We start from the raw sequence: 419 nt of genomic DNA, 5'->3' as shown, positions 1-419 counted from the left end.
CATGTACACGTTCGCCCCTGTCTGTGAAGTGCAGTCGACGTGAATCGAGAAATTGCGTGCCTGCGATGTAGAGCCAGGCCCCGTAAATGCGCTGGTGTAGACGGTTCCGAGAGGAACAGAGAGGTTCGCCGAAGCTGTGGCAACCTTGCACGTCGGAACGATGATGCTGCCTGACGACACAAAGACCCTGAAATAAGGCTGACCCGGCGACCCATTGGCATACACCTGCCCGTAGAGACCGGTCGCTAGACTACCAACGCCAACGGCAAAACCGGTCTTCACCAGCTCCATTTGTGCCAATCGCCAAGGTCGATACACCGTCCCTGTAGCAGATGCAGGAACGTCCGCAGTGAACGGTATCGCCCGGTCGGGGTCTGAGCCAAGTACCCAAATCCTATAGCCAATACCGGGAATGTTAG

General features: G+C 56.6%; 1 protein-coding gene. It reads right to left on the bottom strand.

Going from position 1 to position 419, the window contains the following annotated elements; all coding sequences use genetic code 11:
* The coding region (locus KDH83_RS31750; RefSeq protein WP_212323150.1) for a type 1 fimbrial protein at window positions 1-291 on the bottom strand (291 nt) is incomplete at its 3' end.
* Between the last annotated feature and the right edge of the window lie 128 nt (window positions 292-419).

The sequence above is a fragment of the Achromobacter sp. Marseille-Q0513 genome (assembly GCF_018195695.1).
GTDB lineage: Bacteria > Pseudomonadota > Gammaproteobacteria > Burkholderiales > Burkholderiaceae_B > Achromobacter.
The sequence above is the reverse complement of the archived record's forward strand: the minus strand, read 5'-3'. Positions and strand labels throughout refer to the sequence as shown.